Here is a 21,804-nt window from a genome sequence, read left to right as displayed (position 1 = left end):
ATGAGATCATTTCGATTATTTTTATTTTTTATATTTTTTATTATTATAACTTATGAAAAATTGTATGGGCAGCAAAGTATTCCGTTTGACCAACAATATCTATTGTCGGATAAGGTATTGATAAACCCTTCCTATACGGGATCTACGGATGATATTGTGTTAAAGTCAACCTATCATCAGCAGTTTAGCAATTTTAATGAAAGTCCGAATACGCAAACCATTAGCACTCATTTTAATGCTTTTGACAGGGTAGGATTAGGAGCTTACTTTTTCAGAGATGAAAACGGTCCCATAACATTAACAGGTGCCAATATATCGGGAGCTTATCATATTCCTTTAGCGGATGACGAAAATCGAGAAGAAAATCAATTTTCATTCGGAGCATCTTTCAGTTTTTTTTCTCAATCATTTGAATATTCGAAATTGAGACCTGAAGATGAAAACGATCCACTTTTATATGGTGATAAGTCTGTATTTTTGCCCTACTTGAATTTAGGAATGTCTGTAGCCTATGAAGGTTTTTTTGCAGGAGTATCCGTTCAAGACATCCCATTAGGTAAAAACAAACCGGTGGTAAACTCCATCGAACCTTCACCATCATGGTACTATCTGAACTTAGGCTATGATTGGGAATTAGTAGATTCATTTTTTATAGAGCCTTCATTTATGATGAGTTTAAATACGAATTCGGAAAGAATGATGGATATAAATTTAAAAGCAAAGTATAAAAATGAATTTAATGCATTTGCTTTTGGAGTAAGCTATAGAACAGCAAAAGATTCGCAAGTAAGTGGAGGTCTATCATTGACACCATTTGTACAAGCAGATCTAGGCAGGTTGAATTTTACCTTCGGGTATAACTTCGGTATCACAGATATATTTAAGAAAGGAGGAGATGGTTTATTGGTAGGAATAGGTTATAGGATAGAAAATTTTATAAATCCGCAAGGATTCCGTTACAGATAGAAGAATTTTTAAAGATGGTTGAACACGTAATATTAGTAAATGAGAATGATGAAGTACAGGGAGAGATGGAGAAACAAGAAGCACATCTAAAAGGAGTATTACATCGAGCATTTTCAATTTTTATTTTTAATAATAAAAAAGAGCTTCTTATACAACAAAGAGCAAAAATAAAATATCATTCAGCCTTAAAATGGACCAATACATGTTGTAGCCATCCTCGAGTGGGAGAGAGCTATTTAGAAGGAGCACACCGACGGTTAAAGGAAGAATTGGGATTTAATTGCGAATTACAAAAAAAATTTGACTTTATATATAAGGCTGAGGTAGGAGATGGTATGATTGAGCATGAGTATGATTATGTTTTTACAGGGCAATATGAAGGAGAAATACACATAAATCCTCTTGAAATTGAATCAGTGAAATGGATAAATCTTATTGATTTAAAAAAGGATATAAAGCTACATCCAGATAATTATACAGAATGGTTTAAGATCATTTTTGAAAATTATGAAAAATATATTGAATATTAATTTATAATACATTCTAAAAAACTGAACAGAATTGGTATCTCAAATTGAATTTTTTCTTGAAGAACGAAATAGAGGCTTTCATATAATAACTGATGAAATAACTAAAAAGCTCCCTTCTTTACCACATACAGGTATACTCAATCTTTTTATAAAACATACTTCTGCAGGCTTAGCGATAAATGAAAACGCAGATCGTGAAGTTAGAGTGGATTTAGAAAATATTTTTAATCAGCTAGTTAAAGAAGGAGAACCTTATTATACACATACTTATGAAGGGATAGATGATATGCCTTCTCATGCAAAATCTATACTTGCGGGATCAAGTTTATCAATACCCATTACTAATGGGAAACTAAATTTAGGAACTTGGCAGGGCATTTACTTATGTGAATTTAGAAATAGAGGAGGTAATAGAAAAATAGTTGCTACCATTTTAAGTTAAAACTTTTGTGCTAAATAATTAATGCTTTATTAAACATTCAATTTATGTTTTTATTAAAATTATTTTCGAACTATTAAGAATTATTTTTGGATGGTTTTTGAAAGATAATTATATAAACCAAATAAAATAATATGCCTAAAGGGAATAACAAACTACTCCAAGATAAAACAAAAAAATAATTAGGTATAATTTTCTTACCAAGATAAATAAAAGAGCCTTGTAAGAATAATAACACTTCTGATATAAAATAAAAACCTAAAAAAAATAAGGTACCCATTTTAATGAGCTTGCTTTTACTATCTATCCAATTATTGTGAAGCATAAGTAATATAAAGCTAAGACAAGTATAAATGCCTAATGTCTCCAAATGAATAAAACCAATACGTAGATTTTTTATTTCGTAAGAATATTGCGCTATTTCAGGGTTGAAAAGGAATAATTGGATTATAACTTTTAGTAAGAGAGATAAGAAAAAAAAGCTATATAAAAGTTGTAATGATAGCGATTTTGATTGTATGAGGGCAAGAAGATAAGGATGAATAAATCTTAAGAACAAAAATAAAAAAGCGATATTACATATAATACTAAAGCAATAAGAAAAATAAATATATTGGGAATGAATAAACCAACTAAGAGGTAATCCAAAAGAAAAAATAATTCCCAATAAAACTAAAATATAAAATATATAGGTAATCTTTGAATAAATTAAAGAATAATTTATATCCAATACTTTCAGAATTAAAGCAAAACATCCTAATAAAAACCATCCATTAATTTGAAAATGTAAAAAAAATTGAATGCAAATGGAATATAAAATAGAACTTTTACCTAAAGTTCCCATTGTTATGCCAAGTCCCCAAATTCCAAATGTAGAAAAGAGCATACAAGCTAATGCGGTTTTTATAAAAAGAGTACTTATGTCTTTTTGGCGTAAATTTTTAAAAGTCAAATAGCAAAAATAATAGGAGCATAAAATATGTAAAGTTGAAAATAAAATAGAGTATAAGCCATATCCTTGGAAAGGAAAACTCACAAACATACCGACAATAGATAGTTGAGTAATCCAAAAAAGTGTTGAATATAACGATTGATTTTTTTTACTTTTAGGGATGAAATAAAGATAGATCAAAATATAAAATATTTGATACAACCAGCCTAGCATTGCTATATGAGAATGGGTATGTAGAAAATTACTATAAGGAAAATTTATGGAATAATATTGAAGAATTCTCAGTATAAAACCAAGAATTCCTGCAATAAATAAATTTAAAAAACTAACAAAAAACCATTTTTTAACCATTTGCAAATTATTTCATAGTAGATTCCATTACAATAGCCTGTGGAAATAAAATATTATTTTCTAAATGAATATGCTTATGAAGATTTTGCTCAAATTCATCTAACATAGCAAAAGAGACTCGATAAGTATTACAAGCTTCCGCAGGAGGTGTATAATTTTGTGTTAATTCCGCTATTTTATGAAATCTTTCTCCTTCCACGTCATGTTCATGCTTCATCATAGTAATAGGATTTTCAACTGTTCCAAAATGAGGTGTCTCATACGGAAGATTATTAATTTTAGCTTCATTCATAATTCTAATAAAAGGGAATAAAATTTTTTCCTCCTTTTGTAGATGAGCTTCCAATTCGATAACCGATTCAGAGAATAAACTATAAACTTCTATTAATTCAGGATGTCTGTCGCCATGAACTTTTTGTACTTTATCTAAGAATTTCAATAGTGAAGGGCTCTTTTCTCGAATATATCGATGATAAACTTTTTCAATATAGTCAGCCAATAAATCCAGAGGCCATGATTTGAAATCGATATTTTCATCCTTTTCTGCAATGGCTTCTGTAAGTTTAGTGATTAATTCTTGCATGTCAACTGATTTTTTTTCACAGGCCTGCTGTATAGTTCTATCACCTTTACAGCAGAAATCAATACCAAATTTTGAAAAAACAGAAGCAGTTCTGAAATTTTCTGCTACAATTTCTCCTATGGTTGCATCTAACATATTTTTCATGATTTAATTAATTTAAGATTTTTAAAAAAGTTGAACCGGAAATAACATCCGTAATCATAGTTTCAATACTAATTTCTTCAAGTGTTTTCTGTAACTGTTTACGTACAGCTTTAAATTTATGATGGGCTGGACAAGGATGATTTTCCGAGCATTTGGGTAATCCTAATGCACAGCCTTTAAAGATCGAATCGCCATCCACAGCAAGCACAATATCATAAATTTTAATCTTAGGTAATAGATCAAGAGATATACTAAATCCACCGTTTGGCCCCTTGTGAGAGGTAATTATACTATGCTTTACTAAAGTTTGTAAAATTTTAGCAGTAAAAGCCTCCGGAGAATTTATTTCTCTGGAAATATCTTTCAATCTGGGTTTATTACCCGAAAATGATTGTGAGCCAATAAAAACAGTAGCTCTAATAGCGTATTCACAGCTTTTTGAAAACAATTTTTAAACAATTAATAATTTTCAAAGATATAAAATTTTTAATAAAGGACAAAATTGTCTTTTATTAATCATTAATAATACTCAATATTTATCTGCGATAAAAAATGAATATATTTTTAAATAAAATTAAATTATAAGCAAAATATGTATTTATATTTTAAAAATAAATGTAAAAAAATTATATATCTTAAAAAAGATAATGAAAAAATATTCTTTGTTAAGTTAACAAATTGAAAATAAATCATTTATTTATAGAATTTATAAATATTAAAGATAATAAAGATGTAAAAATCCTTTTATGAAGATAAAATTAGTATACTTGCAATCCTAAAACTATGTTTAAATACTGCATTTGAAATAATGTTTTCAAAGAATTGTGAATAAAAAATTAAAATTATGTTTTTTAAAAAATTTTGGAAAAAAAAATCAAAGTCTGAAATTCAATCTGTACAAGATAAATCAATTGATTCAGATAAAATATTTCTTTCTATTCAAACATTCTGGACACAGGTAAAAGCATCTGAACAGACATTTAATACACTAGAACTAATCTCCATCATGGAGAATCTCAATAATCTTTTAGTAGATAATCAATTAGATGTTATTGCAGAGCTTACACCAGGAGATAAAAAAAATCATAAAATAATTTTTTCGGCTCAAGGCCGTATTGAGCAGTTTGAACTAGTGATGCGAATCGTTAAACATGCACCAGATCTTAATTTTTTTGAAATAGAAGCATTTAGAACACGGGTTAAAAATCTGGATACATTCTCTATCTCTATAGCTCATGATGATGATTCTTTTTCATTGAAACCAACTGATTTATTGATTTCTCATAATGAAGAATATCGTAAAATCTCTTTGAAAATTGCATTTGGTAAAACTATTCCTGAAGAGATGAAGCAAATCGCCCAATCGACTGCATTCACCTTGCTTGATCATGTATTAGGAGAATATGATTTTTCTATTAAAATTGGAAGTGTTAACTTTTTAGAAACTCCCAATGAGGAAAACGCAGTACCTCTTAATGAATTTGTAAAGATATTTGATCATTTATGGCAAGATAAATTAAAGCATACAGGTATTTTTCCTCTTTCTGATAATGAGGATAGATGGAGTGTATTTGAAATCAGTTATGAAAATGATCCTGACAGTAAAAAACTTGTACAAAGAAATGAGACAGCCGATGTATTGGTAGGTGATTTCAATTATTGCTATGCTTTGAATGTAACAGCTGATGTGGATAGTAAGGAAATTTTATCTCTTGTTTATGAACTAGAAGACACTATTAATCCAGCTCTACAAATTAATAAACAGGGCATTCATTGTCAAAATACCTTTTATCAAGGCGTAAGAACCATGTTATGGCATGTGCAAGATAAACAATCAGCTATTGCATTAGCACAACGTGCGGCAGATCAGTATAAAACCCTATCAGCTAAAATTGAGTGCGAATTTGACCCGTGCTGGTCACAATATTTAAGATGGGTAGGAAAATGAAGATAACGATATTTTATTAATATTTTTATTAGTTATATTCTTTATGTTTTTTTTCTTAATTACAAATGAAATAGTCAATGCGATTGTATTGGGATATCATAAAGATATAACAGTAAAACAACTATTAAGCCATCTGTCATTAGAAGCAGAAAAAATAGTGACCAATTATATTTAAATGTTACTAAATAAATAAAAAGGAATTTGAAATGAGTGGGCAAGTTAATTATCTAGAAAAGGCTCCTAAGTTAGGTCAAGAATATTATTATTTATATGTTAGAGAAAACCTAATTTATTCACTATTTAAGTGGCAAGGTAAAGATTTTGAACAATCATGGCTTAAAAATCATAGACTTTATCCAACTAAAAAAGATGTTATAAAAGCTGCTGAATTTCTAAAGAACTATTTAATATCGCATAAGGAACAGCTAAACTGTTTAACATCTGGACCTATTTATGGAACCAAGGTATGGTATGGTTTAGATATGGATGGTTTTAGTGACGACTACAAAGTTATGAATTTTAATCCTGAGAATGTGTATCTACAGAAATTATTAAATCTATCTCTGCTTTATAGAACTTCTGATGATTTAGTAAAGGCAGCGAACTTAATAACCGAAGCTTTAGCTCTGGAAAAGAAAAGATCTAAATGAAAATCAAGAAAGGATAAGTTAACAAATATCATTTATAAAATTAAACAAAACCATAGGGAATTAAATGAAACATAATATCCATATATCTTTTGAAAATATACTACGCAAAAATGCTGTATTTATAATAATTATTATATTAGTGCAAATTATAAAAATTATATTAGTGCTAATTATTATGGTGATATGGTGGTGGTTTTTCTCTTCCTCCAGCTTTTATGGTGATTTTAATCTGTCCAGTACAAAACACGGAGAGGATGGTGAGTATTACATAAATATGTATCAGCATCTGCCAACAACCCCGTTGGCGGTTAATGAATTGATAGAGGGGCATCGATATTTTTATGTTTTATATAACAAACAAGGTAAGAAAATATGGCATTCACCCCATTATGCTTATCTATACGATAATGTAAATCCTTTGTTTATTCCTACTAAAGACAGTAAATTATTAAGATATTCAGAAGAGGACTGGAGTGACGCTGATATAAAAAATAAAATCAAGGAAGTATACGGTGATATAGAGCATAATCAGCATTAAAGATGGAAACCAGTCTATAATAAAAGTATGGGGCGACTGATTATGAAAAAAAGTATAAAATGGATAAAAATAATAGGTTTATTTGCTTTTTTCTATTGGCTGTGTCTGTTTTCGTCATCCAGTTTTTACGGAAATTTTAATCTTTATACAACCATAAAAAGTGAAGATGGTGAGTACTATGCCAATATATACAAACATCTGCCCACTTCACCAATTTCAATTATGCAAATATTAGGCGGTAATAAATACTTCGTCGTTTTATACAATAAAAAGGGAGAAGAACTATGGAGATGCTCTTATTTTGAATATATTAGCGAAGAAGCATTTTATGATAGGATGAGTTTTCCTAATAAAACGAGTAATTGTTTTCTATTTTTTACAAATCATGGTATAGATGGACACGATTTTTCAGAAACCATACGTAATCATAAAGTAGTGCAAATCAAGTAATTTAAACTGGGTTAGGAAAATTCTTAGATGATTATTTATCTTCGTCTCATTTATAAAAAACTAATTCTAGCTTAAGAAATTTCTTAAATGCAGGGCAATAAATATAAAAATCTGGTTTAACTGATATAGAGGATATATAAGTATCAATTCTTATAAGATATAGCTAAATACTATTCTAATTAATTTTATTAGTAATAATACTCGATATTTATATATGATAAAAAATGAATATATTTTTAATTAAAATTAAATTTTAAGCAAAATATGTATTTATATTTTAAATATAAATGTAAAAAATTATATATCTAAAAAAAATAATAAATGAATATTCTTTGTTAAGTTAACAAATTGAAAATAACTCATTTATTTATAATCCTTATAAATATTAAAGATAATAAGATGTAAAAGTCTTTTTATTAAGTTAAATTTTGTATATTTGTACTGCTAAAGCTATGGTTAAATTCTGCAGTTGAAATAATGTTTTCAAAAACAAGTGAATACGCAATTAAAATTATGATTTATCTAAGTGCAAATAGCACTAAAGATAGTTTACGTCAAGTTAAAGAAATTAGTAAAGCATTAGAAACTCCGGGTCCATTTACAGCAAAAATTTTACAACAATTAGTTAAAGCAGATTTATTGTTTTCAATGAAGGGGAAAAATGGTGGCTTTACTTTAAGTAGAGATTTAGGAGATATAAAAATTTCGGACATAGTGATTGCGGTTGACGGAGAAAAATCAATTAATCGATGTATTTTAGGTTTAAAAAATTGTTCTTCAGAAAATCCATGTCCTTTACATCATAAATTTTATAAAATTAAAGATGATTTTAAAAAATATGTTTTAGATTCTAATCTAAAAGAATAAATTATAAACTATTATTAAAACTACTTTATTAAATGAGCACTAAATTACTTCAATCTCACAAGATTCTGTTTTTGAATACTCTAGCCTTTACCGTATGTTTTGCCTGTTGGACTCTCAATGGGGTATTAGTTACATATTTAGTAGATAAAGGTATAAGATTCTAATCTAAGAGAATAAATTATAAACTATTATTAAAACTACTTTATTAAATGAGCACTAAATTACTTCAATCTCACAAGATTCTGTTTTTGAATACTCTAGCCTTTACCGTATGTTTTGCCTGTTGGACTCTCAATGGGGTATTAGTTACATATTTAGTAGATAAAGGTATATTTGACTTTACAGTTGTTGAAACCGGTTGGCTATTAGGAATTCCTGTTTTAACGGGTTCTTTATTACGACTTCCGGTAGGAATAATGACCGATAAATTTGGTGGAAAATACGTTTTTGCAGGTTTACTTTTATTCTGTTCAATACCTCTATTTTTATTACCGATGGCAAAATCATTCGTGGTTTTCGCTTTATTAAGTTTTTTATTTGGATTTGTAGGAACTAGTTTTGCTATTGGGGTTGGATATACTTCGGTATGGTATCCTAAAGAATGGCAAGGAAGAGCGTTGGGTATTTTTGGTATGGGAAATGCAGGAGCAGCCTTAACTACTTTTTTTGCCCCAAGCTTACTAAATTACTTTTCTAAAAATGATCCTGACAACGGATGGAAAATGCTTCCTATAACTTACGGAACCGTACTTGTAGTTATAGGGATTTTATTCTTATTGTTTGCTAAAAATAAAAAACCTGCGGGAAATTCAAAAAATATGAGTCAAATGCTTTCTCCTTTGAAAAAAGGAAGAGTTTGGAGATTTGGATTATATTACTTATTGGTATTCGGCTTCTTTGTAGCCTATTCTCAATGGTTGGTACCGAACTTTATGAATGTATATGGAACCTCTTTAGTGGTTGCCGGAATGTTCGCTTCCTATTTTAGTCTTCCTTCCGGAGTAATACGAGCATTTGGCGGATATCTTTCAGATAAATTTGGAGCGAGAAAAGTAATGTATTGGGTCTTAGGATCATCAGTAGCTTTAAGTTTCTTATTAATGTTTCCAAAGATGGAAATCTATACAGATGGACAAGGAGTTTCAGCTAATAAAAATGGAATTGTTACAAAAGTAACCGCTAATAGTGTTACCGTTGATAATAAAGAATATGCTATTAAACAAAAAGACGAAAAGGGGGATAAGAAGAAAAATATATTTCCCACTAAAGAGACTTGGCAGGAAATCGTAGTAAAAGAAAATCAACAAGTAAATAAAAAAGGTTTATTAGCTAAAGGTATTACCGAAATAAAATTCGACGCAAATATGTGGGTCTATCTGGTATTGGTTATATGTATAGGAATTTCTTGGGGAATAGGAAAAGCAGCAGTTTACAAACATATACCTGAATACTTCCCCAATGAAGTGGGAGTGGTAGGTGGAATGGTAGGCCTTATTGGGGGATTAGGCGGTTTTATCGGACCGATCATTTTTGGATATTTTCTTAATTATACTGGATTATGGACCAGTTCTTGGATATTAATATTTATTATATCATTAATCTGTTTGATTTGTATGCATAGAGTGATATTAAAAATGACTCGAGAAAAGATGCCTGAAATTTATAATGATATAGAAAATAAATAATAGATATAAAAAATTATAACTTAAAATAAATACAAATGATGGGTACATGGCTAAAAGAATGGAAGCCTGAAGATCATAATTTTTGGGAATCTACAGGAAAGAAAATAGCTTGGAGAACTTTAACTATAACCACTATTTCATTAACATTATCATTTATAGTGTGGTATCTAATGAGTGGTATTGTAACAAAATTGCCGGGTATAGGATTTAACTTTACAGAAAAAGAGCTATTCTGGTTGGCTTCTTTACCTGGATTGGCTGCCGGAACGTTACGTATTGTACATACCTTCTTAATTCCAATTTATGGAACTAGACATACTGTAACATTCTCTACTTTGATAAAATTAATACCGGTGGTAGGTATTGCTTTGGCAGTAATGAATCCTGAAACTCCATTTTGGGTTTTTGCTGTTTTAGCATTTACTATGGGTTTTGGAGGTGGTGACTTCTCTTCTTTTATGCCCTCAACAAATATGTTTTTTCCTGCCCGTTTAAAAGGTACGGCATTAGGGGTACAAGCAGGTATTGGTAACTTTGGTGTAAGTATAGTACAATTTTTAACTCCGGCTTTATTAGGAGTTGCAATTGTAGGAGCTCCTGAAATTTTAAAAACTACCAATCCATTAACTCACGAAGTAACAACTAAACCTATTTATTTACAAAGTACCGCATTAATCTATGCGCCAATACTAATTATAATGACTTTAGTTTGTTGGTTCGGCTTACGAAGCATTCCTTTAAAATCTTCATTTAAAGAGCAATTAGGGATTTTTAAAATAAAACATACTTGGTTTTGTACCATAACTTATTTTATGACATTTGGTACATTCTCAGGTCTTGCCGCAGCATTTCCATTGATGATTAAATCATTATACGGTGATTTTCCCGGAGCTCCTGATCCGCTAAAATATGCATTTTATGGACCATTAATAGGTTCAGCTAGTAGAGTTGTGTTTGGATTTGTTGCGGACAGAGTAGGTGGTTCGGTGTTAACAACCATAACCGGGTTAGGATTTGCAGGATGTATCGGGATTATGATTGCTATGGGGTTGGTAGCGCCTACTTCTGTAGATCAATTCCCGTATTTTTTAGCAATGATGTTGACCATATTCTTTTTTTCAGGTATGGGAAATGCCGGAACTTTCAGACAATATCCTATCATATTCAAAGATAATCCGGTTCATTCCGCAGGAGTTATTGGTTGGACAGCAGCTATAGCAGCTTACGGACCATTTATTTTTTCAATGATAATCGGAGCTGAATTAGAATCATCTAAAGCATCAGGTTTAAAAAGTGTAAATACCTTTTTCTGGGGAATTTTAATTTTCTCATTGTTAGCTACAGTTATTAATTGGTATTATTATCAAAGAAAAGGAGCTGAAAGACCAAGTTAAAAAATCATAATAATTATGTTTAAATCATTCAGTACGCTTAATAAAAAAGCATTAATTAAAGCAATTACTGCTACTTTGCTTATTATTGCGTTAGTATTTATAGGTTCGCGTAATCTACAAAATTTTGATGCGGCATTAATTGCCTACTTATTTGGATCGGTTTTTTGCGTATTTGGAGTGACTTACCGTTATTCAATTTGGTTACAACGTCCTCCTACTAAAATGTATTGGAAACGTTCTTGGCAATTTTTATTTAGTAAGCATTTTATTGCTTATACAATAAGAGGGCTTAAATTATTTTGTCAAAATATTCTATTTCAGAAATTTATATATCCTAGAGGGAGAACACGTTGGATAGGACACTTCTTGTTAGCTACAGGATGTTTAATAGCTTTTTGTATAACCTTTCCACTTACTTTCGGTTGGATACATTTTACCTTGGAATCAGGTTCTATGTCCACCTATGAAGCTCATATGTTCGGGTTTAAAGTAATGGATTTTCAATTAGGTTCTATACTGGCATTTATTATCTTCCATGCTTTAGTATGGTGTTCTATTTTAGTCATTATCGGCTGTATGATGATGATGAAAAGAAGATTGACTAACGGTGGGTTAATTGCCACCCAAACATTTGATGGAGATTGGTTACCGTTATTATTGCTTATAGCAATTTCATTAACAGGAATCGGAATTGTTTTCGATTATACATATTTAGATGGAAAAACTAATCAATTTATGTCTGTTTCTCATGCAGTAACAGTAATACTATTTTTAGTTTGGATGCCTTTTGGGAAATTCTTTCACATTTTCCAGCGTCCGGCACAATTGGGTGCAAATATCTATAAAACGGAAGGTATTAAACAAGGAATGGCTGTTTGTCCTCATACAAAAGAAGAATTTGCCACCAAAATGCATGTGAACGATCTTAAAACGATAACTAAAGAACTTGGATTTGACTTCACATTAGAAGATGGAACCAGCCACTTAGATTACAGTCCCGAAGGAAAAAGATCTGCTCTTGCTTTGGCACATTTGAAGGCAAGAAAAGAATCCGGAAGTTACTTTGGATAAAAATTAACAAAAAATTTTTATAAATCATTTATAAGCATAAAATAAAATTAATTATATGGCTAAATTACCTGTAGGTACAGAAAAAATTATTGAGCAATTTGGTCCTCATAAAAATTATGTACCAAAAGATGGTTTTAAAGGAACATCGGATCCTGACAAGCTTGTAAAAACTCATTGTTGTTTTTGCGGGATGCAATGTGGTATTCAGCTTAAGGTTAAAGACAATAAAGTTGTTGGATTTGAGCCTTGGAAAGAATTTCCATTTAATGAAGGGAGACTATGTCCTAAAGGAGTTCAGCGATATTTACAAGATAATCATCCCGATAGATTGACGCATCCTTTGCAAAGAATAGAAGGAGAAGGATTCAAACCTATCGGTTGGGATGATGCATTTGATAAAATTATAACAGAAATAAAAAGAATCCAAGGAGAGTATGGAAATAATGCATTTGCAATGCTTTCGGGAGTTTCATTAACAAATGAAAAAAGTTATATGATCGGTAAATTTGCCCGTGTAGCTTTAAAAACTGCTAATTTGGATTACAATGGAAGACTTTGTATGGTTAGTGCAGGTGCTGGAAATAAAAAAGCATTTGGCATGGATAGGGCCTCCAATAGTTGGGCGGACTTAAAACATGCTGAAGTTATCATGGTTGCGGGAGCTAATGTTAGTGAAACGTTTCCGACATTAACTTATCGTCTTTGGGAAGCCAGAGATAACGGTGCCAAACTAATAGTAGTGGATCCGAGGGTTACTCCGTTTGCAAGAACTGCAGACTTACACCTAGATTTACGCCCCGGAACGGATTCGGCTTTATACGGAGCAATACTTAAAATTTTATTTGATAATGATTGGGTAGATCATGAATTTATTGAAAAACATACTTCAGGTTTAGATGAAACTCTTGCTTCTATTCAAGACCATACAGTAGAATGGGCAGAAGAAGTTACCGGTGTCTCTGCAGATAAAATACGTAAAGCTGCTGAAATGTGGGGGAAAGCGAATACCAGTTTCTTACTGCACGCTCGTGGAATTGAACAACATACCAAAGGAGTTGACAATGTGGTTGGATGTATTAATTTGGTATTAGCAACCGGAAGAATAGGAAAACCTTATTGTGGCTATGGAACTATTACAGGACAAGGAAATGGACAAGGAGGTAGAGAGCACGGACACAAATGCGATCAGCTTCCTGGAAATAGAGATATAGAAAATCCTGAAGACAGAAAAATCGTTTCTGAAATATGGGGAATAAATGAAAAAGACCTTCCTCGTAAAGGATATAGTTCATGGGAAATTATAGAAGCTATTCATAGAGGAGAAATTAAAGGATTAATTTCCATTTGTTTTAATCCATTGGTTTCTTTACCTAATAATAATTATGTACGATCTGCTTTAGAAAAACTAGAATTTTATGTTGCTATAGACTTTTTCTTAAATGAAACTGCACGCCATGCTGATATGGTATTAGCTGGATCGTTACAAGAAGAAGAGGAGGGTACCGTTACTACAGCAGAAGGACGTGTAGTAAGGGTACGTCAGGCTGTAACGCCTCCAGGAGATGCCAGAACAGATACTAGCATTATTTTGGAATTAGCAAGAAGACTAGGAGTTGAATCTTATTTCCCTTATAAAAATAGTGAAGAAATTTTCAATGAATTAAGAAAAGCATCTAGAAACAGTAGGGCAGATTATTACGGGATAACTTACGATAGGATTGAAAAAGAAATGGGAGTATTTTGGCCTTGTCCTGAATTAGATCATCCGGGAACTCCAAGGCTTTGGGAAGATTATAAATTCAAAACTCCAGATGGTAAAGCACATTTTAATCCTGCTCCATATCGACAATCTTCAGAAATGATCGATGAAGAGTATCCGATTATTTTAACTACAGGACGTGTGGTCTCTCAATATTTGAGCGGGACACAAACAAGGAGAATAGGGAAGTTGGTAGACCAATATCCTGAACCTTTATTGGAAATACATCCTAAGCTAGCCCTAAAATACGGAATACAAGATCATGACTTAATTCGCGTAGTAACTCGAAGAGGAGAAATGTTAATACCTGCTAATGTGGTGGAAACTATAAGAGAAGATACCGTATTTATACCTTATCATTGGGGAGGGAAACATTCGGCAAATCAATTAACCATATCAACTTTAGATCCTGTATCTAAAATGCCTGAATTTAAAGTTTGTGCATGCAAATTAATTAATACAGGTAAAAAAGAAACGATAGAGGAAGAATCTAAAGCATATCAAAGTTCAATTGACTAAAAAAGAGAATATGATCAGTACAGAATATAATAAAAATGTAGGCTTTTTTGTAGACATGCAAAGATGCATCGGATGTCATGCTTGTGAAATGGCGTGTGCAGAATGCGAAACTAATGGGCAGGATAGTATGATTAATATCCATTACGTTGATCGTAAACATACGATACAAACTACCGTTCAAGTTTGCATGCATTGTGATGACCCCGTATGTGCCAATGTTTGTCCGGCTGATGCCATTACCAAAGATGTATTTGGTGTTGTACATTCCGCTAATACTTCCCGCTGTATCGGTTGTTCTAATTGCGTGATGGCTTGTCCTTTCGGAGTTCCTAAAAAAATGGAAGAAGCTGAGCTAATGATGAAATGCAATATGTGCTATGACAGAACAAGTGCAGGATTAAAGCCAATGTGTGCCACTGTTTGTCCTAGTGGAGCTTTATTTTATGGAACATTAGAAGAAATTGAAGAAAAACGTCCTAATAGTACGCCGGTAAACAAATTTATATTTGGTAAGCAAGAAGTGGTTACCAAGGTAAACATTATGATGCCAAAAGGAAGTACCGAATTAAAAGTTCACTAATAATTGAAGAAAAAATGTCAAAAAAAGATAAAGAGAAACCAGTATGGAAAACAGATTTTCCAATAAAACAAGATGAAGCAACTCATGTTTCAAGGAGAGAGTTTGCAAAATTTTTATGTCTGTTATCCGGAGGATTAGCTATAGGTAACGGTGCTATAGCTGCCAAATCATTACTGTTTCCTAAAAAAAAGCTCAATGAAGAATACTTCGTTTGTGATTCTATAGATGTTCCGATAGGAAAAATGAAAGCCTTTGTGATTAACGATAATCATAAAGTACCATACATACTCATTCATTTAGGAGAAGATAAATGGAGATGTTTTGAACAAAAATGCACCCATTTATCTTGTGCCGTATTGTATGATCATGATCAGAATAAGATAGTTTGCCCTTGTCATAAAGGTTTTTTCGACCCTGAGACAGGTAAAGTTTTACAAGGTCCGCCACCGAGACCCTTACCTCAACTTTCCGTGGTAATACGTGATGGAAAGGTATACGTAACAGATAAAGAAAATGCTTAAAAATCATGAATAATTTTAAAGAAGTTCAGAATTCGGCTAACAATAATAAAATCAATACCTTAATGTCTGCTATTATAGTAGTATTAATATTAATATTAACTTTACAAGTATGGATGATGTACGGAGCCTTAAATAATGCTTTAGATGATAATGAAGCTTTTGCTTGGGCAACATTTGGAGGTTCGGTTTTTCTGTTTTTTTCTGCTGTATTTTTATTAAGATATTTGCCGGAACCACGGACTAACAAAGTAATAGATCCTAATAACAAATATGAATAAGTTAGTTGATAATTATAACAGAATTCATAATTATTTAAGAATTTCTTTAACGGATAGTTGTAATTTTCGTTGTATTTATTGCATGCCTAATGAAAAAATGCAATGTATGCCTTACAATCATCTCATGAGTCCGCAAGAAATTTTCACAATAGCCGAAACTTTCACTAAATATCAAGTAAATAAAATTCGTCTTACTGGAGGAGAGCCTCTGGTAAGACATGATTTTGCTGATATAATCAAGAAATTGTCTAACTTACCTGTAGAATTAAATTTAACTACTAATGGCGTGTTATTACATAAATATGTTACTCTTTTAAAGGAGATAAATTTAAACACGATAAACATTAGTATTGACAGCTTACGAGAAGAAAAATTTAAATTTTTAACTAAACGTAATGCATTTAATCAGGTATGGGATAATATTTTACTTTATGTAAACCAAGGTTTTCATATTAAATTAAATATTGTAATAATGAAAGGAATAAATGAAGATGAAATCAACGACTTTATTTCGTTAACAAAAAACTTTCCTATACAAGTTCGATTTATTGAATTTATGCCTTTTAATGGAAACCAATGGAAAAAAAGTAAGGTTATAACTATGAAAGATATGTTAACGATTATAGATTCTCAATTTTCCTATCAGAAAATAAAAGATAATAATAACGATACTACTAAAAAGTTCAAAGTTGAAGGATACGAAGGAACTTTTGCTTTTATAACAACTATGAGTCAACCTTTTTGCCAGGGGTGTAACAGAATGAGAATTACTGCGGATGGAAAAATGAAGAATTGCCTTTTTGGAAAAGATGAATTTGATATTTTAGGAATCCTAAGAAAGAAAGGAGATATAGAACCTATTATACATTCCTTTTTGAAAAACAAGCATAAAAAGATGGGAGGACAATTTGATAATTTTATGAAATTAAATCCTGATTATCTTGAGAATAGAAGTATGATCAAAATTGGAGGATAATTTTTTCTTTTCGGTATGCGAAAAAAAACCTATTGAAAAATGAGTAATTTTATAACGGTTGATGAATCAAGAACAATTATTTTAAAAGAAATAAATGGGAGACCCTTTATAGAAAAAAGAATAGAGGATGCATTACATGATTATTCGGCTAAAAGGGTATATGCCCCAATAGATGTGCCAAATTTTACTAATTCAGCAATGGATGGCTATGCATTGAGTTATCAAGATATTGAGGATGATAAAGAAATAAAAGTTATCTATACAATTCAAGCAGGACAAACTGAATTGCCTATTTTAGAAAGCGGAGAAGCAGCTCGCATATTTACGGGAGCCATGATACCTGCTGGAGCCGATATGGTGGTTATGCAAGAGAAAGTAAACGTAGAAAATAACATTTTACATTTTCAAGAAGGAAATTATAGTAAGGGTGACAATATACGTTTGCAAGGTTCTCAAGCAAAAATAGGTGATATCCTTATAGCTGAAAATACACGGATTACACCTGCAAGCATTGGAATGTTAGCCGGATTTGGAATTGAAAAGATCACTGTGTTTTTACCTCCTAAAGTAGGTATTATTGTTACCGGAAATGAATTAATTCCTGCTGGTAATCCTCTAAAAAAAGGTCAAATATATGAAAGTAATTCACTTACCTTGCGTTCTGCATTGAAAGAACTTGGTATTGAAACTCAATTTATAGTAAAGATTTCAGATGATCAAGATGAAACCTTTTGCGAAATAAAAAAAAGACTTGCTGAGGTAGATATATTATTATTGACAGGAGGTATTTCAGTAGGAGATTATGATTTTGTAAAAGATAGCTTAGAAAAAGTTGAGATAACTCAACTTTTTTACAAATTACAGCAGAAACCTGGGAAACCTTTATATTTTGGAAAGAGAAATAATCATTACGTATTTGCTTTACCTGGTAATCCCGCTTCGGTCTTAACTTGTTTTTATCAATATGTTAATCCTTTTATAAAAGGATTGAAAGGTGAAAAAAATATATTTAAAGACTATGAAGAAGCTAGTTTATCCAAGGAGTACGATAAAAAGAATAAACTTACAAATTTTCTAAAAGGATATTTGGAAAACGGAATCGTAACTGTTTTATCTTCTCAAGAATCCTATAAAATGAACTCTTTCAGCACCGCTAATTGTATTGTGGAAATAACCGGCGATGAAAGAACAGTTGCTAAAGGCGAAAAAGTAAAGGTATGGCGGATATAAAAATTGAAGGATATATTTGGTTGGAAACAATCAACGGTTTAAAAATTGGAAAAGGAAGAGCCAAACTTCTGAATTATATTGATGAAACGGGTTCTATAGCAGCAGCAGCTAGAGAAATAGGCATCCCTTATAGAAAAGCTTGGGGTATGGTTGAAGAGATGAATGTATTTTCAAATTCTCCTTTGGTTGTAAAAAATTTAGGAGGTAAAAATGGAGGCGGTGCATTTTTAACAATTGAAGGAAAAAAAATAGTTGAAGAATACAAAAAAATTAACGATCAATTTATTTTATTTAAAAAAAATAAAATATAAAAATGGAAGCATATATCCTAGCGGGAGGAAAAAGTACTCGTATGGGGGAGGATAAAGGATTAAAAAAATTAAAAGGTGTTCCTATAATTCAATATATAATTCATACTTTATCTGTTTGTTTTCCCGTAATTAAAATTAATACGGATAATTCCGAATATTTACAGTTCGGTTTAGAACTAATTTTCGATAGGAATAAAAACAAAGGGCCAATAGGAGGAATACAAGCCGCTTTAGAAAATTCAAAAAACGATATATTTATCGTAAGTTGTGATATGCCATTGATTACTCCAGAAGCAATAAAATATTTGTTGGAAAATCACAACAATAATTGGGCAACTGTGGCTAGTTATAATGAAAGAATACAACCTTTATTTGGTATATATACGTACGCTTCTTTACAACTAATAAATAAAAGAATAGCTCATAATCAATTAAAAATGATGGATTTCATTCAAGAGTCTCACTCAGATATTATTGATATGAACAACATACTAAATACAGAAATATTTTCCAATATAAACACACAAGAAGAGTTTAAGAAAATAGAAAAAAATAGAAAAAAATATGAATATTAAAATTTTCGGAAAATTGACCGATATTTTTCAATCTGAAAGTTATCAAATAAAAGAAAAAGTTAATACCGTTTCAAATTTAAAAGAATTATTGGAAAATTATTTTCCCGAGTTAAAAACTTTAAATTATCTGATTATTGTGAATAATACAAACACTAAAGAATCGGATCGGATACCCGAAGGTGCTGAAGTAGCTTTATTACCGCCTTTTTCCGGAGGATAAAAAATATTAACTAAAATTAAAAAATGGATTTTAAAAGATATAATAGACAAATAATTTTACACGATTTCGGAAAAGAAGCTCAAGATAAACTTTTTCGTTCTCGTGTTTTAGTAGTAGGTGCTGGTGGATTGGGATGTCCGGTTCTTCAATGCCTAGCCTCTGCCGGAGTAGGATATTTAGGAATTGTAGATTTTGATAAAGTTGAAATCACCAATTTGCACAGACAAATATTATATAAAGAAGGAGATGTTGGAAAACTTAAGTCCTTAGCTGCAAAAGAAAGACTCGAGGAGACGAATTCCGAATCCACAATTACTTCCTATTCTGAAAAATTGAATGTAAAAAATATAAGTAGCATTATTGATTCATATAATATAATAGTAGATTGCACAGATAATTTTCAGACAAGATATCTTCTTAATGATTATTGTCAAATAAAAAATTTACCATTAGTATATGGAGCAATATATCAATACGAAGGACAAATTGCCATATTTAATGTCGAAAAAGACGGTATGAAGACTAACTATAGAGATTTATTTCCTTTTCCACCTAAACTTTCAGAAGTCCCAACTTGCAATGAAACGGGGGTTTTAGGTACGCTTACCGGTATTATCGGAACTATCCAAGCTAATGAAGTTATTAAACTAATTTCTGGTATAGGCAATCCACTTATACATAAATTAATGATATTTAACAGTTTGGATTATAATACGCGAATGATTAATTTTGCCAAATCAAAAATAAATTCGTCTCCTAAAGATGAAGACGAATTTAAAGCTATCTATTACGAACGTATTTGTGGCATGTTTACAACCATAAATGAAGTCGAGAGCGTATTTCAATTGAAGGAAATACTAAGTAGGAAAAATTCGATTTTGGTGGATGTAAGAAATGAAGATGAAGTACCCAAGATTTCCGGTTTCGATTATATGTTAATTCCCTTGTCTATACTTGAAGAAAAAATAAATATACTTGATGATTACGATTCTATCATATTTGTTTGCAACTCAGGATTACGAAGTAAAAGGGCTATAGAAATAGCTAAAGAAAAATTTCCTCAAAAGGACATTAGACATATTCGTAATGGAATTGAAACTATTAGTTAATTTGAATATTGCATGAAGAAAATATATCCATTTTTAGACGGTGCTATTCCCGTTGAATTTATAGCAAAAAGCATACAGAGCCATACCTTTAAAACCGATATAGGAGGACACAGTATTTTTTTAGGGCAGGTAAGGGAAGATATAATTGAAGGAAAAGAAGTTGAAGGAATTGAATTTACCTCTTATCAAGAAATGGCTATAGATAAATTATCTCAAATTAGAGAAGAAATATTTAAAAAGTATGATTTACTATGCATGCATGTTTATCATAGTTTAGGAATGGTAAAAACAGGCGGAATTTGTTTGTTTGTTTTTACTTCTTCTAAACATAGAAAGCCCGCAATGCTTGCCTGTGACGAGCTTGTAGAAAAAGTAAAAAAAGAACTTCCTATCTGGGGAAAAGAAATATTTACAGATACGAGTTATAAATGGAAAGAAAATAAACTATAAAAATAATGGAAAAACCTTTTATAAGCTCTTTACATATAGGTAAAATACAACGTTTGGCTAATACGGAGTATTCAAGTGCTATTTATAAGAAAAAAGTTACCAGTCCGCAAAAGGTCTCTAAATTAGGAATACTAAGTGATGAGCAAAGTGATAAGATAAATCATGGAGGAGTAGATAAAGCAATACATCATTATGCTTTTGAGAATTATGAATATTGGAAAAAATTATTCCCTGATGCCGATGTTTTGAAGCACCCGGGAGCTTTCGGAGAAAATATTTCTTCATTGGGTATGAATGAAGATACGGTAATGATTGGAGATATTTATAAAATTGGAAGTTGTACAGTAGAAGTAAGTCAAGCCAGACAACCCTGTTGGAAGCTAAATTATCGTTTCCAATATAGCGAAATGTCTCTTAAAATGCAGGAAAGTTTAAAAACCGGATGGTATTATAGAGTGTTAGAGGAAGGTATTATGCAGGAAGGGGATAACATAGAGCTGATTGAAAGACCATATCCTGAATATAGTTTAACATATTTATTAAAAATATTATATAAAAAAGATAATTGTTTAGATAGCGATATACTAAACGATTTAATAAAGATAAAAACATTAGCACTAAGTTGGAAAAATTTGCTTAAAAATCGTTTGGAAAACAAAAAAGTTGAAAATTGGGAAAAACGATTATTTAGGTAAATTAAATTAATGA

The 21,804-nt window shown here is 30.9% G+C and carries 26 protein-coding genes; 23 read left to right on the top strand and 3 right to left on the bottom strand.

From position 1 onward, the window contains the following. Genes Q0T35_RS04915 through Q0T35_RS04905 form a run of 3 tightly spaced genes read left to right on the top strand, consistent with a single transcriptional unit; the run spans position 1 to position 1,938 of the window. Positions 1–966, top strand: coding sequence for a PorP/SprF family type IX secretion system membrane protein (locus tag Q0T35_RS04915; protein WP_295841192.1), 966 nt, complete (start codon positions 1–3; stop codon positions 964–966). 14 nt (positions 967–980) lie between these two features. After that, positions 981–1,496, top strand: a complete 516-nt coding sequence (gene idi / locus Q0T35_RS04910) for an isopentenyl-diphosphate Delta-isomerase (RefSeq protein ID WP_295810659.1) — start codon at positions 981–983, stop codon at positions 1,494–1,496. A 31-nt stretch (positions 1,497–1,527) separates the two neighbouring features. Next, positions 1,528–1,938, top strand: a complete 411-nt coding sequence (locus tag Q0T35_RS04905; protein ID WP_293918876.1) for a secondary thiamine-phosphate synthase enzyme YjbQ — start codon at positions 1,528–1,530, stop codon at positions 1,936–1,938. Between the two features lie 73 nt (positions 1,939–2,011). Here Q0T35_RS04905 and Q0T35_RS04900 read toward each other — a convergent pair whose 3' ends face one another. From Q0T35_RS04900 to Q0T35_RS04890, 3 genes are read right to left on the bottom strand one after another with little or no spacing between them, the layout of a single operon-like run. Further along, positions 2,012–3,238: a hypothetical protein gene (locus Q0T35_RS04900; protein WP_295841191.1), complete on the bottom strand. Its 1,227-nt coding sequence runs from the start codon at positions 3,236–3,238 to the stop codon at positions 2,012–2,014. A 7-nt stretch (positions 3,239–3,245) separates the two neighbouring features. Further along, on the bottom strand, positions 3,246–3,956 hold the full coding sequence (gene ric, locus Q0T35_RS04895) for an iron-sulfur cluster repair di-iron protein (RefSeq protein ID WP_293918880.1): 711 nt from the start codon (positions 3,954–3,956) through the stop codon (positions 3,246–3,248). A gap of 16 nt (positions 3,957–3,972) precedes the next feature. Further along, on the bottom strand, positions 3,973–4,413 hold the full coding sequence (locus tag Q0T35_RS04890) for an Rrf2 family transcriptional regulator (protein WP_295841190.1): 441 nt from the start codon (positions 4,411–4,413) through the stop codon (positions 3,973–3,975). A gap of 558 nt (positions 4,414–4,971) precedes the next feature. Here Q0T35_RS04890 and Q0T35_RS04885 point away from each other — a divergent pair. The 20 genes from Q0T35_RS04885 (at position 4,972) to Q0T35_RS04790 (ending at position 21,791) form a co-directional block, all read left to right on the top strand. Beyond that, positions 4,972–5,913 (top strand): hypothetical protein, encoded by a 942-nt coding sequence (locus tag Q0T35_RS04885; protein ID WP_295841188.1) that lies wholly within the window; start codon positions 4,972–4,974, stop codon positions 5,911–5,913. 206 nt (positions 5,914–6,119) lie between these two features. Next, entirely contained in the window at positions 6,120–6,563 is a 444-nt protein-coding gene (locus Q0T35_RS04880) for a hypothetical protein (RefSeq protein ID WP_295841186.1), read from the top strand. Positions 6,564–6,627: 64 nt separating this feature from the next. Further along, a complete protein-coding gene (locus tag Q0T35_RS04875) occupies positions 6,628–7,101 on the top strand; it encodes a DUF6201 family protein (RefSeq protein ID WP_295841185.1) in 474 nt (157 codons plus the stop codon). Between the two features lie 42 nt (positions 7,102–7,143). Further along, a complete protein-coding gene (locus Q0T35_RS04870; RefSeq protein ID WP_295841184.1) occupies positions 7,144–7,551 on the top strand; it encodes a DUF6201 family protein in 408 nt (135 codons plus the stop codon). A 477-nt stretch (positions 7,552–8,028) separates the two neighbouring features. Beyond that, positions 8,029–8,418, top strand: coding sequence for an Rrf2 family transcriptional regulator (locus Q0T35_RS04865; RefSeq protein ID WP_295841183.1), 390 nt, complete (start codon positions 8,029–8,031; stop codon positions 8,416–8,418). Positions 8,419–8,627: 209 nt separating this feature from the next. Further along, complete coding sequence (locus Q0T35_RS04860; protein WP_295841182.1) at positions 8,628–10,103, top strand: nitrate/nitrite transporter; 1,476 nt, start codon at positions 8,628–8,630, stop codon at positions 10,101–10,103. 38 nt (positions 10,104–10,141) lie between these two features. Next, the gene (locus tag Q0T35_RS04855; RefSeq protein WP_295841180.1) at positions 10,142–11,497 is read left to right on the top strand and encodes an MFS transporter; all 1,356 of its coding nucleotides are present in this window, start codon (positions 10,142–10,144) and stop codon (positions 11,495–11,497) included. Positions 11,498–11,512: 15 nt separating this feature from the next. Beyond that, complete coding sequence (locus tag Q0T35_RS04850) at positions 11,513–12,568, top strand: MFS transporter (RefSeq protein WP_295841179.1); 1,056 nt, start codon at positions 11,513–11,515, stop codon at positions 12,566–12,568. A 55-nt stretch (positions 12,569–12,623) separates the two neighbouring features. Next, on the top strand, positions 12,624–14,846 hold the full coding sequence (locus Q0T35_RS04845) for a molybdopterin oxidoreductase family protein (RefSeq protein WP_295841178.1): 2,223 nt from the start codon (positions 12,624–12,626) through the stop codon (positions 14,844–14,846). Between the two features lie 10 nt (positions 14,847–14,856). Continuing rightward, positions 14,857–15,426, top strand: a complete 570-nt coding sequence (locus Q0T35_RS04840; RefSeq protein ID WP_293917259.1) for a 4Fe-4S dicluster domain-containing protein — start codon at positions 14,857–14,859, stop codon at positions 15,424–15,426. Positions 15,427–15,440: 14 nt separating this feature from the next. Beyond that, positions 15,441–15,947, top strand: a complete 507-nt coding sequence (locus Q0T35_RS04835; RefSeq protein WP_295810688.1) for a Rieske (2Fe-2S) protein — start codon at positions 15,441–15,443, stop codon at positions 15,945–15,947. A 5-nt stretch (positions 15,948–15,952) separates the two neighbouring features. Continuing rightward, on the top strand, positions 15,953–16,225 hold the full coding sequence (locus tag Q0T35_RS04830; RefSeq protein WP_293917257.1) for a DUF6755 family protein: 273 nt from the start codon (positions 15,953–15,955) through the stop codon (positions 16,223–16,225). Then, positions 16,218–17,201, top strand: a complete 984-nt coding sequence (moaA, locus tag Q0T35_RS04825) for a GTP 3',8-cyclase MoaA (RefSeq protein WP_293917255.1) — start codon at positions 16,218–16,220, stop codon at positions 17,199–17,201. Before Q0T35_RS04830 ends, moaA begins: the two co-directional genes overlap by 8 nt. 39 nt (positions 17,202–17,240) lie before the next feature. Beyond that, on the top strand, positions 17,241–18,431 hold the full coding sequence (glp, locus tag Q0T35_RS04820) for a gephyrin-like molybdotransferase Glp (RefSeq protein WP_295841177.1): 1,191 nt from the start codon (positions 17,241–17,243) through the stop codon (positions 18,429–18,431). Beyond that, entirely contained in the window at positions 18,419–18,742 is a 324-nt protein-coding gene (locus Q0T35_RS04815; protein WP_295810694.1) for a LysR family transcriptional regulator, read from the top strand. Before glp ends, Q0T35_RS04815 begins: the two co-directional genes overlap by 13 nt. Before the next feature lie 2 nt (positions 18,743–18,744). Then, on the top strand, positions 18,745–19,317 hold the full coding sequence (locus Q0T35_RS04810; RefSeq protein ID WP_293917250.1) for a molybdenum cofactor guanylyltransferase: 573 nt from the start codon (positions 18,745–18,747) through the stop codon (positions 19,315–19,317). Further along, on the top strand, positions 19,307–19,537 hold the full coding sequence (locus Q0T35_RS04805) for a MoaD/ThiS family protein (protein ID WP_293917249.1): 231 nt from the start codon (positions 19,307–19,309) through the stop codon (positions 19,535–19,537). The genes Q0T35_RS04810 and Q0T35_RS04805 overlap by 11 nt, the downstream gene beginning before the upstream one ends. Positions 19,538–19,560: 23 nt before the next feature. Continuing rightward, a complete protein-coding gene (locus Q0T35_RS04800; protein ID WP_295841176.1) occupies positions 19,561–20,646 on the top strand; it encodes a HesA/MoeB/ThiF family protein in 1,086 nt (361 codons plus the stop codon). 12 nt (positions 20,647–20,658) lie between these two features. Beyond that, positions 20,659–21,096, top strand: a complete 438-nt coding sequence (locus Q0T35_RS04795; protein ID WP_295841175.1) for a molybdenum cofactor biosynthesis protein MoaE — start codon at positions 20,659–20,661, stop codon at positions 21,094–21,096. A gap of 5 nt (positions 21,097–21,101) precedes the next feature. Further along, on the top strand, positions 21,102–21,791 hold the full coding sequence (locus Q0T35_RS04790; RefSeq protein ID WP_295841174.1) for an MOSC domain-containing protein: 690 nt from the start codon (positions 21,102–21,104) through the stop codon (positions 21,789–21,791). The last annotated feature ends 13 nt before the right edge of the window (positions 21,792–21,804 follow it).

Origin of the sequence: uncultured Apibacter sp. (assembly GCF_946479295.1) — a bacterium.
Lineage (GTDB): Bacteria > Bacteroidota > Bacteroidia > Flavobacteriales > Weeksellaceae > Apibacter.
The sequence above is the reverse complement of the archived record's forward strand: the minus strand, read 5'-3'. Positions and strand labels throughout refer to the sequence as shown.

What these genes read in the sequence shown, in the direction of transcription:
- Q0T35_RS04915 (WP_295841192.1), top strand. Translation starts at nt 1, where the DNA reads ATGAGATCATTTCGATTATTTTTATTTTTTATATTTTTTATTATTATA.
- idi (WP_295810659.1), top strand. Translation starts at nt 981, where the DNA reads ATGGTTGAACACGTAATATTAGTAAATGAGAATGATGAAGTACAGGGA.
- Q0T35_RS04900 (WP_295841191.1), bottom strand. Translation starts at nt 3,238, where the DNA reads ATGGTTAAAAAATGGTTTTTTGTTAGTTTTTTAAATTTATTTATTGCA.
- ric (WP_293918880.1), bottom strand. Translation starts at nt 3,956, where the DNA reads ATGTTAGATGCAACCATAGGAGAAATTGTAGCAGAAAATTTCAGAACT.
- Q0T35_RS04885 (WP_295841188.1), top strand. Translation starts at nt 4,972, where the DNA reads ATGGAGAATCTCAATAATCTTTTAGTAGATAATCAATTAGATGTTATT.
- Q0T35_RS04880 (WP_295841186.1), top strand. Translation starts at nt 6,120, where the DNA reads ATGAGTGGGCAAGTTAATTATCTAGAAAAGGCTCCTAAGTTAGGTCAA.
- Q0T35_RS04875 (WP_295841185.1), top strand. Translation starts at nt 6,628, where the DNA reads ATGAAACATAATATCCATATATCTTTTGAAAATATACTACGCAAAAAT.
- Q0T35_RS04870 (WP_295841184.1), top strand. Translation starts at nt 7,144, where the DNA reads ATGAAAAAAAGTATAAAATGGATAAAAATAATAGGTTTATTTGCTTTT.
- Q0T35_RS04865 (WP_295841183.1), top strand. Translation starts at nt 8,029, where the DNA reads ATGTTTTCAAAAACAAGTGAATACGCAATTAAAATTATGATTTATCTA.
- Q0T35_RS04860 (WP_295841182.1), top strand. Translation starts at nt 8,628, where the DNA reads ATGAGCACTAAATTACTTCAATCTCACAAGATTCTGTTTTTGAATACT.
- Q0T35_RS04855 (WP_295841180.1), top strand. Translation starts at nt 10,142, where the DNA reads ATGGGTACATGGCTAAAAGAATGGAAGCCTGAAGATCATAATTTTTGG.
- Q0T35_RS04850 (WP_295841179.1), top strand. Translation starts at nt 11,513, where the DNA reads ATGTTTAAATCATTCAGTACGCTTAATAAAAAAGCATTAATTAAAGCA.
- Q0T35_RS04845 (WP_295841178.1), top strand. Translation starts at nt 12,624, where the DNA reads ATGGCTAAATTACCTGTAGGTACAGAAAAAATTATTGAGCAATTTGGT.
- Q0T35_RS04840 (WP_293917259.1), top strand. Translation starts at nt 14,857, where the DNA reads ATGATCAGTACAGAATATAATAAAAATGTAGGCTTTTTTGTAGACATG.
- Q0T35_RS04835 (WP_295810688.1), top strand. Translation starts at nt 15,441, where the DNA reads ATGTCAAAAAAAGATAAAGAGAAACCAGTATGGAAAACAGATTTTCCA.
- Q0T35_RS04830 (WP_293917257.1), top strand. Translation starts at nt 15,953, where the DNA reads ATGAATAATTTTAAAGAAGTTCAGAATTCGGCTAACAATAATAAAATC.
- moaA (WP_293917255.1), top strand. Translation starts at nt 16,218, where the DNA reads ATGAATAAGTTAGTTGATAATTATAACAGAATTCATAATTATTTAAGA.
- glp (WP_295841177.1), top strand. Translation starts at nt 17,241, where the DNA reads ATGAGTAATTTTATAACGGTTGATGAATCAAGAACAATTATTTTAAAA.
- Q0T35_RS04815 (WP_295810694.1), top strand. Translation starts at nt 18,419, where the DNA reads ATGGCGGATATAAAAATTGAAGGATATATTTGGTTGGAAACAATCAAC.
- Q0T35_RS04810 (WP_293917250.1), top strand. Translation starts at nt 18,745, where the DNA reads ATGGAAGCATATATCCTAGCGGGAGGAAAAAGTACTCGTATGGGGGAG.
- Q0T35_RS04805 (WP_293917249.1), top strand. Translation starts at nt 19,307, where the DNA reads ATGAATATTAAAATTTTCGGAAAATTGACCGATATTTTTCAATCTGAA.
- Q0T35_RS04800 (WP_295841176.1), top strand. Translation starts at nt 19,561, where the DNA reads ATGGATTTTAAAAGATATAATAGACAAATAATTTTACACGATTTCGGA.
- Q0T35_RS04795 (WP_295841175.1), top strand. Translation starts at nt 20,659, where the DNA reads ATGAAGAAAATATATCCATTTTTAGACGGTGCTATTCCCGTTGAATTT.
- Q0T35_RS04790 (WP_295841174.1), top strand. Translation starts at nt 21,102, where the DNA reads ATGGAAAAACCTTTTATAAGCTCTTTACATATAGGTAAAATACAACGT.